10 protein-coding genes are annotated in these 10,187 nt (G+C 73.9%); 5 read left to right on the plus strand and 5 right to left on the minus strand.

Annotated features, from left to right (window positions below):
- The 3 genes from ACFW2E_RS31215 to ACFW2E_RS31225 all read left to right on the plus strand — a co-directional run.
- The coding region (locus ACFW2E_RS31215; RefSeq protein WP_384470461.1) for a glycosyltransferase family 4 protein at window positions 1–1,041 on the plus strand (1,041 nt) is incomplete at its 5' end.
- On the plus strand, window positions 1,038–2,300 hold the full coding sequence (locus ACFW2E_RS31220) for a glycosyltransferase (protein ID WP_384470464.1): 1,263 nt from the start codon (window positions 1,038–1,040) through the stop codon (window positions 2,298–2,300). The genes ACFW2E_RS31215 and ACFW2E_RS31220, both read left to right, overlap by 4 nt.
- A complete protein-coding gene (locus ACFW2E_RS31225; protein WP_384470467.1) occupies window positions 2,297–3,145 on the plus strand; it encodes an SGNH/GDSL hydrolase family protein in 849 nt (282 codons plus the stop codon). The genes ACFW2E_RS31220 and ACFW2E_RS31225 overlap by 4 nt, the downstream gene beginning before the upstream one ends.
- Window positions 3,146–3,149: 4 nt before the next feature.
- Here the strand turns inward: ACFW2E_RS31225 and ACFW2E_RS31230 are convergent, their stop codons facing one another.
- The 5 genes from ACFW2E_RS31230 to ACFW2E_RS31250 are packed head-to-tail and all read right to left on the minus strand — an operon-like array spanning window position 3,150 to window position 7,554.
- On the minus strand, window positions 3,150–4,019 hold the full coding sequence (locus ACFW2E_RS31230; protein WP_384470470.1) for a biotin-dependent carboxyltransferase family protein: 870 nt from the start codon (window positions 4,017–4,019) through the stop codon (window positions 3,150–3,152).
- Complete coding sequence (locus ACFW2E_RS31235) at window positions 4,016–4,633, minus strand: allophanate hydrolase subunit 1 (protein WP_384470473.1); 618 nt, start codon at window positions 4,631–4,633, stop codon at window positions 4,016–4,018. Before ACFW2E_RS31235 ends, ACFW2E_RS31230 begins: the two co-directional genes overlap by 4 nt.
- Window positions 4,630–5,388, minus strand: a complete 759-nt coding sequence (locus tag ACFW2E_RS31240) for a LamB/YcsF family protein (protein WP_384470476.1) — start codon at window positions 5,386–5,388, stop codon at window positions 4,630–4,632. Before ACFW2E_RS31240 ends, ACFW2E_RS31235 begins: the two co-directional genes overlap by 4 nt.
- 19 nt (window positions 5,389–5,407) lie before the next feature.
- The gene (locus ACFW2E_RS31245) at window positions 5,408–6,238 is read right to left on the minus strand and encodes a putative hydro-lyase (RefSeq protein ID WP_384470479.1); all 831 of its coding nucleotides are present in this window, start codon (window positions 6,236–6,238) and stop codon (window positions 5,408–5,410) included.
- Window positions 6,235–7,554: an MFS transporter gene (locus ACFW2E_RS31250; protein WP_384470482.1), complete on the minus strand. Its 1,320-nt coding sequence runs from the start codon at window positions 7,552–7,554 to the stop codon at window positions 6,235–6,237. Before ACFW2E_RS31250 ends, ACFW2E_RS31245 begins: the two co-directional genes overlap by 4 nt.
- Before the next feature lie 144 nt (window positions 7,555–7,698).
- On the opposite strand from ACFW2E_RS31250, the gene ACFW2E_RS31255 reads away from it, so the two are divergent.
- Both ACFW2E_RS31255 and ACFW2E_RS31260 read left to right on the plus strand, forming a co-directional pair.
- Entirely contained in the window at window positions 7,699–8,406 is a 708-nt protein-coding gene (locus ACFW2E_RS31255) for a GntR family transcriptional regulator (RefSeq protein WP_384470485.1), read from the plus strand.
- A gap of 80 nt (window positions 8,407–8,486) precedes the next feature.
- Window positions 8,487–10,013 (plus strand): hypothetical protein, encoded by a 1,527-nt coding sequence (locus ACFW2E_RS31260; protein ID WP_384470488.1) that lies wholly within the window; start codon window positions 8,487–8,489, stop codon window positions 10,011–10,013.
- Window positions 10,014–10,187 lie beyond the last annotated feature (174 nt).

The following is a 10,187-nucleotide window of genomic DNA, read 5'->3' on the forward strand; positions in this document are numbered from 1 at the left end:
GTACGCTGTCACGCTCCCCTCCTCGGCGCCCCGGCCCCCGCGCCCGGCGCCCGCCCCCCCGTGTCCGCGCCGTGCCCAGTCGTCCACGTCCCCTCCCTTCCGCTCCCGGGTTACCCCCAGGTCCGCGTCGCCCTCCCCAGCCGACGCGTCGCCGCGGCCCTCACCGAACACCGCGCCGACATGGTCCACCTGGCCAGCCCCTTCGTCCTCGGCGTGCGCGGCATGGCGGCCGCCGCCCGGCTCGGCATCCCGGCCGTCGCCGTGTACCAGACCGACCTCGCCGGTTACGCCCGCACCTACATGGGTGCCGGCGAGGCAGCGGCCTGGCGGCGCATACGCTCGGTCCACGCCGCCGCCGACCTCACCCTCGCCCCCTCCAGCGCCGCACTGCACGACCTGGAGGCCCACGGAGTGCCCCGGGTGAAGCTGTGGGCGCGAGGCGTGGACACCGTCCGGTTCCGCCCCGACCACCGCGACGAGGCCCTGCGCCGAGAACTCGCCCCGAACGGAGAGCTGATCGTCGGCTACGTGGGCCGGCTCGCCCCCGAGAAGCAGGTCGAACTCCTGGCCGGTGCCTGCGGCCTGGAGGGCGTCCGGGTCGTCGTGGTGGGCGACGGGCCCAGCCGGTCCCAGCTGACCGGAGCCCTGTCGGGCGCCGTCTTCCTGGGCCGCCGCACCGGCGACGAACTGGCCCGGATCTTCGCCTCGCTGGATGTCTTCGCGCACACCGGCCCCTTCGAGACCTTCTGCCAGACCGTTCAGGAGGCCATGGCCAGCGGCATACCGGTGATCGCACCCGCCGCCGGCGGACCGCTCGACCTGGTCGATCACGGCCGCACCGGCTTCCTGGTGCCGCCGTACGACGCCGACGCCGTACGGGATGTGGTACGGGCCCTGGCCGTAGATCCCGAACTGCGGACCGCCTACGGCGCCGCGGGACGGGCGACGGTCGAGGGGCGCACCTGGGCCGCGGTGGGCGACCAGCTGATCGCCCACTACGACGCGGTGCTCGCCGGGCGCCGGGCGGTGGTGGCGGCATGAGCTCCGACTCCCTCCGCATCGTGCGGCTCGCCAACTTCGTGGCTCCCGCATCGGGCGGCCTGCGCACCGCGCTGCGCGAGCTGGGCAAGGGCTTCCGCGCAGCCGGCCACGAGCCGGCGCTGATCGTGCCGGGCGACCGGCACACCGACCGGGAGACCGAGCAGGGCCGGGTCATCACCCTGCCCGGCCCGCTGCTGCCGGGCACCGGCGGTTACCGAGTCCTCACCGACAAACGGCGCGTCGCCGCCCTCCTGGAGGAACTCGCCCCGGACCGCCTGGAGGTGTCCGACCGCACGACGCTGCGGTGGACCGGCGGATGGGCCCGGCGGGCCCGGGTCCCCGCCGTGATGGTGTCCCACGAGACCGCCGACGGCGTGCTGCGCACCTGGGGCCTTCCGGAGAACCTGTCCCGCCGTGCCGCCGACGCCCTCAACATCCGTACGGCCCACACGTACGCGCGGGTGGTGTGCACCACGGAGTTCGCCGAGCGGGAGTTCGTCCGGATCGGCGCGCGCAATGTCGTACGGGCTCCGCTGGGCGTCGATCTGATGGAGCGGCATCCCGCCCTGCGGGACCCCGGGGTGCGCGCACGGCACGCGCGGGCCGACCAGGCGCTGCTGGTGATGTGTTCCCGGTTGTCCGTGGAGAAGCGGCCCGGCACCGCGCTCGACGCTCTGGACGCGCTGCTGCGGCGGGGGCGGCGGGCGGTGCTCGTGGTCGCCGGGGACGGACCACTGCGGGCGCGGCTGGAGCAGCGGGCAGGCGAGCGGGGGCTGCCGGTGACCTTCCTGGGGCACGTGTCCGACCGGGGCGCGCTCGGCGCTCTGCAGGCCTCCGCCGATGTGTGCCTGGCGCCCGGGCCCGCCGAGACGTTCGGGCTCGCCGCGCTGGAGGCCATGGCGTGCGGGACGCCCGTGGTGGCGAGCGCGTCCTCCGCGCTGCCGGAGGTGATCGGGTCCGCCGGCGCCACGGCGGCCGACCGCGGGGAGGCCTTCGCCGACGCGATCGAGACGGTCCTCGAGCGGTCCGAGCCGGAGCGTCGGGAGTCCGCACGCGCGCGTGCGGAGTGCTTCGGGTGGGGCACGGCGGTGGAGGCGTTCCTCGCGGCGCACGATGCGACGGTGCTGCCGCGTTGTGGCGGGGACGATGCGACGGCACTGTCTCGTCGTGCCGGGGACGAAGTGACGGGACCGGCTCAGCCCGCCGCCCACGGCACGTCGGCACCGTCCCGTCGCGTCCTCCCGGAGGGCGTCGTATGAGACCCGTCCGCTTCGTGGCCCTCGGGGACTCGCTGACCGAGGGCGTCGGCGACCCCACCGGCGACGGGTGGCGCGGATGGGCCGCGCTGCTGGCCGCAGGGCTCGCCGATGAACCGGTCGACTTCACCAACCTCGCCGTCAGCGGGGCACAGACGCGGGACGTCCTGGAACGCCAGACCCCGGCCGGTCTCGGACTGCGTCCCGGCATCGTGTCCGTCGTGATCGGCGTCAACGACACCCTGCGCTGCACCTTCGACATCCACGCGGTGGCTGCCCGGCTCGACAAGGTCTACGCGGCCTTCACCGGACAGGGCGCGGTCCTGCTCACGGCCTGTCTGCCCGACCCCGGGGCCATGCTGGGACTCCCCGGTGCCCTGGCCCGCCCGCTGGCCCGGCGCCAGCGCGCGGTCAACGCGGTGGTGCACGCGCTCTCGGACCGGTACGGAGCCGTCCATCTGCACGCGTCGGAGGGCGCCTGGCTCACCGACCGCGCCATGTGGAGCGCGGACCGGCTCCACCCCGGCGAGCGCGGCCACCGGCAGCTGGCCGTGCGTTTCCACGCGCTGCTCGCCGGCACGGGCCTAGCGACGGGGCCCGCGCCCTCGCCCGAGCCGGAGTTCCCGGCGCCCACCAGGTCGGCGAGCCTGTGGTGGCGGGCCACCGCCGGCACCGGCTGGGTGGCCAGACGCTGCACCGACCTGCTGCCGCAGCTCCTGAGGCTGGCGGCGGACGAGATGGGGCACCGCGCCCGGGGGACCAGCGCCCGCCTCGACCTGCGGACGTCCGCCGCGGTGTCGGCCGCGCTGGCCGCCCTGTCCGTCGGGGAGCAGCCGGACGCGGCGTGACGGTTCAGCGCCGGCGCACCGGGACGAAGCGGACGGGGGTGCCCGGTACCGCCTGCGCGGCCGCCGGGAGGTCGGCGGTGCGGACCACCGCGATCACCGGGTAGCCCCCGGTGGTCGGGTGGTCGGCCAGGAAGACCACGGGCCGGCCGTCCGGTGGCACCTGGACCGCGCCGAGCACCATGCCCTCGCTGGGCAGTTCGCCGGGCAGTGCCCGCTCCAGCGCCGGCCCCTCCGTGCGCAGCCCGATGCGGTTGCTCGCCGACGACACCCGGTAGGTGCGCGTGGTGAAGGTGCTCAGAGCCCGTGGCGTGAACCAGCCGTTGCGCGGTCCCGGTGTCACGCGCAGGACGAGTTCGGCGGGCGGCCGAGGCTGCGGGGCGACGTCCACGCGCGCGTACGGTCCGTGCGGGGTGCCCAGCGGCAGTACCGCGCCGTCCGTGAGGGGCGCCGGGCCGAGACCGGACAGCAGGTCCGTGGAACGGCTGCCGAGGACCGGCTCGACGGCGACGCCGCCACAGAAGGCCACGTAGGCGCGTACGCCGGCGACGGCCGCGCCCACATCGAGCACCTCCCCGGCCGGAACCACGACCGGGGCGCCCCAGGCGACCGGGCGCCCGCCCACCGCGACCGGGCAGGGGGCGCCCCCGACGGCCACGGTGACCGTGGAACGCGGCCGTACGGTGCAGCCGTTGAGGGTCGTCTCGAGAACGGCGGCGTCGGGCGGGTTGCCGACCAGCCGGTTGACCAGCGCCGCCGCGGGAGCGTCGAGCGCACCGGAGCGGGGCACACCGAGATGGGCGTGGCCGGGCCGCCCCCGGTCCTGCACCGTGGTCAGCGCCCCGGCCCGTACGACGACGAGCGCGCGGTCGGTCATGCCGCGTCCACCGGCACGAAACGGACGCGCGCGCCCGGCGACAGCAGAGCGGCAGGCTCGCGCGCGTGGTCCCACAGGACCGCATCGGTCGTACCGATCAGCTGCCAGCCGCCCGGTGAAGAGCGTGGGTACACACCCGTGTAGGGCCCCGCCAGCGCCACCGCCCCGGCGGGCACGGCCGTGCGCGGAGTGGCCCGGCGTGGCACGTCGTAGCGGGCGGGGAGCCCGGTGAGATAGCCGAAGCCGGGCGCGAACCCGCAGAAGGCAACGGTGAATTCGGTGCCCGCGTGGATGCGGGCCACCTCCCGCTCCTGCACGTTCCAGTGGGCGGCGACCTCGGCGAGGTCCGGCCCGTCGTACCGCACGGGAAGCTCGGTCACCTCGCGCGCGCGAGGGCGAGCGGCCGGCACCCGCGAGGCGGTCAGTTCGGATGCCCAGCGGACCGGGTCGTCGAGGCCGTCGAGGAGAACCGTACGGGCCGCCGGGACGATCTCACGCACGGCCAGTGAGCCCTCCGCGCGACGGCGCAACAGCTCCGCGTGCAGCGCCTGGGCCTCCTCGCCCGAGGTGACCTCGACGAGCAGCCCGTTGTCGCCGACGGGCAGCGCCCTCATGCGAAGGCCTCCACCCGGACGCCCGCCTCCACCAGCCGCGCGCGCACCCGGCGGGCTAGCTCGACCGCGCCCGGAGTGTCCCCATGCAGGCAGAGGGAGCGGGCGCGCACCTCGATGCGCGTGCCGGAGTGCGCGGTGATCCCGCCCGAGCGGGCCAGGTCCACCGAGCGCTCCACGACCGCCTCCGGGTCGCTGACGACCGCGCCGTCCTGCCCGCGCGGGACGAGCGTGCCCCGCTCGGTGTACGCGCGGTCCGCGAACGCCTCCGTGACGGCCGGCAGTCCCGCCTTTCCCGCCAGCTCGAGCAGACGCGAGCCGGGCAGTCCCAGCACGGGGAGCGAGGCGTCCGCAAGGAGCACGCCGTCGACCACGGCCCGGGCCTGCTCCTCGTCGTGCACGACCCGGTTGTAGAGCGCGCCGTGCGGCTTCACATAGGCCACGCGTGCGCCCGCCGCACGCGCGAAGACCTCCAGGGCGCCGATCTGGTACGCCACTTCGGCCGCCAGCTCGGCGGCCGGCAGGTCCATCGCGCGCCGCCCGAACCCCGCCAGGTCACGGTAGGAGACCTGCGCGCCGATCGTCACGCCGCGCTCCGCCGCCAGCTCGCACACCCGGCGCATGGTGGCCGCGTCCCCGGCGTGGAAGCCGCAGGCCACGTTGGCGCTGGTGACGACGGACAGCAGCTGTTCGTCGTCGGTCAGCCGCCAGCGGCCGAAGCCCTCGCCGAGGTCGGCGTTGAGATCGATCGAGGTCATGGATCTTCCGTGTCTCCTGTCAGGCCACGCGGTACTGCTCGTCGCGGGCGTCCGTGAGGAACATCTGGCCCGGTGCGTGGGTGATCGCGAACGGCGGGCGCGAGGCCATCACCGCGGCCTGGGGCGTCACCCCGCAGGCCCAGAACACCGGGATGTCGTCCGGGGCGGCGTCCACCGGGTCGCCGAAGTCGGGCCGGCCGAGGTCGTCGATGCCGAGCGCCGAGGGGTCGCCGCAGTGTACGGGGCTGCCGTGCACGGCGGGGAAGAGGCTGCTCTCCCGGATCGCGGCCGCCAGGTGCTCCGGAGGCACCGGCCGCATGGACACGACCACGGGACCGCTCAGCCGCCCCGCCGGGCGGCACTCCCTGCTGGTCACGTACATCGGGACGTTCCGCCCCTGCTCGATGTGGCGGATGGGAACGCCCGTCCCGGCCAGCGCCCACTCGAAGGTGAAGCTGCAGCCGATCAGGAACGACACCAGGTCGTCGCGCCAGTGGGCGAGCACGTCCGTAGGCTCGTCCACCAACTCCCCGTCCCGCCAGACCCGGTAGCGCGGCAGATCCGTGCGCAGGTCCGCGCCGTCCGCGAGGACAGTGGTCCAGGAGCCGGCGTCGGTGACGTCGAGGACCGGACACGGCTTGGGGTTGCGCTGGCAGAACAGCAGCATGTCGTACGCCCATTCCGCGGGCACCGAGATGAGGTTGGCCTGTGTGTGGCCCGCCGCGACGCCGGCTGTCGGGCCGGCCAGGCCCTCCCGGAAGCGGGCCCGCGCGGATTTCCCGTTCCACGCGTGCGCGTGCTCGTCGACGAGGGCCAGGGGACGGTCTTCCGTGCGGTTCGCTCCGGTCACGCCAGTTCCTTTCCGCGCGTCTCCGGCAGCCCGAGGAGCGCCAGGGCCGCGATGCCGTATCCCATCGCGCCGAAGACCAGCGCTCCGCCCACGCCCCAGCTGTCGGCCAGGAAGCCCACGAGGGTCGGGAAGACGGCGCCGATCGCGCGGCCGGTGTTGTAGGTGAAGCCCTGTCCGGTGCCACGGACCGCCGTCGGGTACAGCTCGCTGAGGAAGGAACCGAAGCCGCTGAAGATCGCCGACATGCAGAAGCCGAGCGGGAACCCGAGCACCAGGAGAAGGGTGTCGGCCCCGTCGGGGATGTGCGCGTACGCCAGGATGCAGATCGCCGACAGCAGTGCGAAGAGCCAGATGTTGCGGCGGCGGCCGAGCCGGTCGGTGAGGTGGCCGCCGGTCAGGTAGCCGAGGAAGGCGCCGGAGATCAGGAAGGCCAGATAGCCGCCGGTGCCGACGACCGACAGGCCGCGCTCCGTCTTCAGGTACGTCGGCACCCAGGTCGCCAGCGTGTAGTAGCCGCCCTGGACACCGGTGGACAGCAGGCAGGCGAAGACCGTCGTGCGCAGCAGACCCGGTGAGTCGGCCGTGCCCCGCCGGAAGATCGCCGCGAACGAGCCGCGCTCCGCGCTCTGTTCACGCGCGGCCGTGGCTTCCGGGGCGTCGTGCACCCGGCGGCGCAGCCACACCACCAGGAGCGCGGGCAGGGCGCCGGTCCAGAACATCACGCGCCAGGCCAGGTCGTCGCCCGCCAGGGAGAAGACCAGCGTGTAGACGATCGCGGCGAGCGCCCAGCCCACGGCCCACGAACTCTGGATCGCCCCGAGCGTGCGGCCCCGGTGCCGGGCGGACGCGTACTCGGCGACCAGGATCGCGCCGACCGCCCACTCGCCGCCGAAGCCGAGACCCTGGAGTGCGCGGAACGCGAGCAGCGTCTCGTAGTCGGGGGCGAAGCCGCAGGCCACGGTGAAGACCGCGTACGTGATCACGGTGATCATCAGCGCCCTGACCCGGCCGACCCGGTCCGCGAACACGCCCGCCACGGCGCCGCCGATCGCGGAGACCACCAGCGTGACGGTGGTGAACAGGCCGGTCTGGCCGCTGTCCAGGCCGAAGTACGCGGCCAGCGCGACCATGCTCAGCGGCAGTGTGAAGTAGTCGTAGGAGTCAAGGGCATATCCGCCGAAAGCGCCCGCGAAAGCGCGGCGACCGCCGGGGCCGAGAGCGCGCAGCCAGCCGAACGCGCCGTCTTGCGGGGTGTGTTCGCCTGTGCCTGACGGCGCGTCGGAGGAGAGGGCCTGAGGTGGAGGGGTCGAGCTCATGGGCACCTCGCAGATGAGGGACGGAGGGTGCGGGGAACTGAGCCGTGCCGTGAGTCGTGCTGTGCGGAGCACCGTAGAGGATCGTTCAACGATCCTTCAATACCCGTGTTGTTTCGTCCTTGTGTCTGCGGTTGAATTCCGGGCATGGCAGAGCAGCTGACGGGACTTGCCGACGACCGCGCCCTCCTGGGCCGGACCAGCACCGCCGAGCGCGTCTCGGACATCCTCAGAAGCCGCATCGCGGAGGGCTATTTCCCGCCGGGGACCCGGCTGTCGGAGGACAGCATCGGAGGGGCGCTCGGTGTCTCCCGCAACACCCTGCGCGAGGCGTTCCGGCTGCTCACTCATGAACGCCTGCTCGTCCACGAGCTCAACCGGGGTGTCTTCGTCCGGGTCCTGACCGTCGAGGACGTGGAGGACATCTACCGCACCCGCGCCCTCGTCGAGTGCGCCGTCGTACGCGGGCTGGGCGAGCCGCCGTACACCCTGGAAGGACTCGCCTCGGCGGTCACGGAGGGTCAGGTGGCGGCCGTCGAGAATGACTGGAAAGGACTGGGTACGGCCAACATCCACTTCCACCGGGAGCTGGTCGCCCTGGCCGGCAGCGAACGCACCGACGAACTGATGCGCAGCGTCTTCGCCGAGCTGCGGCTCGCCTTCCACGTCGTGGACGACCCGCGGCGCCTGCACGAGCCGTACCTCGCCCGCAACCGCCAGATCCTCCAGGCGCTCCGGGCCGGGGACCGGCGTGAGGCGGAGAAGCTGCTGGAGACCTATCTCGCCGACTCGCTGGAGCGCGTCGTGGAGGTGTACCGAAAGCGGGTCGGGGAGGACGGCCGGGGCGAGGCCTGAGATCGTCCCGCGCCGGTGTGACGGCCGTCGCTTCTGCGTCGTTTGGGTCGTTGTCAGACCGAGGACCTAGTCTGTGCACCGTGACTTCACCCGCATCGACGGACAGCGTTCCGCCCCAGCTCAGCGCGGGGCCGCGCCCGGCACCGGGCCCGGCCGCCGACGAGGGGCTGGCACGGCGGCTGCGCGCCCTCGCCTGCACCGCGCCGCTGCACGACCTCGACGCGCGCAAGGCGAACCTGGCGGGCGAGTACTCGGTGTACGGCATGGCGGAGGTGGCCCTCGCGGCCATCGACCTCGTCACCCTCAACATGGACTTCGACACCGGCGCCGACCACGAGCAGATAGTGGCCAGGCTCATCCCGCGCATCGCCGCCCAGGCCCCCCGGCGGCCCGTCGCCGAGCACGAGCGGGTGGCCCGCTGGGTCCTGGAGAACCTGATCAACGTCGGCAGCGTCGACCGCGGCTTCCGCGCCGTGTACGGCACGTTCGCGACGGACGGGACCTACGTCCGCCGTGACTACGACTTCAAGCTGATCGAGGAGGTTCCGGGCCCCGGCGGCACCGTCTACCTGCGGACGACGGACGAGGCGGTCAACGTCCTGGTCGGCGCGCTCGACACCGACGTCACCAGCGCCCAGATCGCCGCCGAGGTGAAGCTGGAGGTCCTGATCAACCGGGGCCGCCTCGCCGACGCCCAGCTCGCCGCGGAGCAGGCCCGCTACCGGACCGTGCAGTACTCGGAGACCCTGCGCCGGGCCCTGGAGGCGACCCGGCGCAACGTCCGGGCCGTGGACTGGCTCAACGCGGTTCCCGACATGATCGCCGAGGCGCTGGACCACGTCGCCGACCGCTACCGCCACGAGAACGCCATCCTCACCAACATCCGCAAGGCCCGCGACGAGACCGAGGACGCCGAGCACAAGCGCCGCGCCGCCGAGCTGGTCGACATCGTCAAGGACTGCATCCGCCGGCACACCCAGCTGCAGTCCCGCCTGCTGGAGGCCGGCCCCCTGTTCCGAGCCGAGCAGGACCGGCAGGCCTTTGCCACGCCCATGACGACCTCGGGGACAGACCTCTACGGCCACCTCCTCGCGCCCCTTCTGCCGCTGCCCCTGGAGCAGGCGATCAGGGTCACGGACGCCTTCTTCGCCCGGGGCACCGGACTGCGCACGCCCGCGTCGGTGCGGGTCGGGGACCTCGTCGACCTCCTCCTGACGCCCCCCGTGGAACGGGAACACCTGGGAGCGGAGATGCCCGAGCCCGACCTCATCGCCACGCCGGACGACAGCCGGTTCAGCGACGAGCAGCTGGCGGCCGCGAGGGAACTGCTGGATCTGCCCGCGGACGCACCGAGGAGACTGTCCGGGCTGCTCGCGGAGGCGCGGCGGCAGGACCCCGACCTTCCCTACCTGGTGGCACTGCTGGCCGTGCACGCCGCCAGCCCCGCGGTCGGCACCGCCTACCGGCAGGGCGAGGAGAGACTGGTGTTCGCCGTGGACGACGGGACGGAGCTGGACGATCCCGAGTTCGGCGGTGCCGACCTCATCGTCGGCACGGCCCTGCTGGATGCCGCGGGGATGGCGGCGGACCGGACGGAGGCGGCGTGAACGGAGCCGCCCGACCTACGCACGCATGCAAGACCGACAAGGAGCTGGAGCCGTGACCGAGCACGTCGACCGGGGCGAGCCCGAGCCCGCAGCCGCGCCCGCGGGCTCCGCCGTCACGCCCGCCGACGCCGCCGACGCGGCGCGGCTCGTCGCCTTCGGGCTGCAGCCCAAGCT

The sequence above is a fragment of the Streptomyces sp. NPDC058964 genome (assembly GCF_042741275.1).
Classification (GTDB): domain Bacteria; phylum Actinomycetota; class Actinomycetes; order Streptomycetales; family Streptomycetaceae; genus Streptomyces.

Coding starts and splice junctions, on each gene's coding strand:
- ACFW2E_RS31235 (WP_384470473.1), bottom strand. CDS start 4,633: ATGAGGGCGCTGCCCGTCGGCGACAACGGGCTGCTCGTCGAGGTCACC.
- ACFW2E_RS31240 (WP_384470476.1), bottom strand. CDS start 5,388: ATGACCTCGATCGATCTCAACGCCGACCTCGGCGAGGGCTTCGGCCGC.
- ACFW2E_RS31225 (WP_384470467.1), top strand. CDS start 2,297: ATGAGACCCGTCCGCTTCGTGGCCCTCGGGGACTCGCTGACCGAGGGC.
- ACFW2E_RS31255 (WP_384470485.1), top strand. CDS start 7,699: ATGGCAGAGCAGCTGACGGGACTTGCCGACGACCGCGCCCTCCTGGGC.
- ACFW2E_RS31250 (WP_384470482.1), bottom strand. CDS start 7,554: ATGAGCTCGACCCCTCCACCTCAGGCCCTCTCCTCCGACGCGCCGTCA.
- ACFW2E_RS31230 (WP_384470470.1), bottom strand. CDS start 4,019: ATGACCGACCGCGCGCTCGTCGTCGTACGGGCCGGGGCGCTGACCACG.
- ACFW2E_RS31220 (WP_384470464.1), top strand. CDS start 1,038: ATGAGCTCCGACTCCCTCCGCATCGTGCGGCTCGCCAACTTCGTGGCT.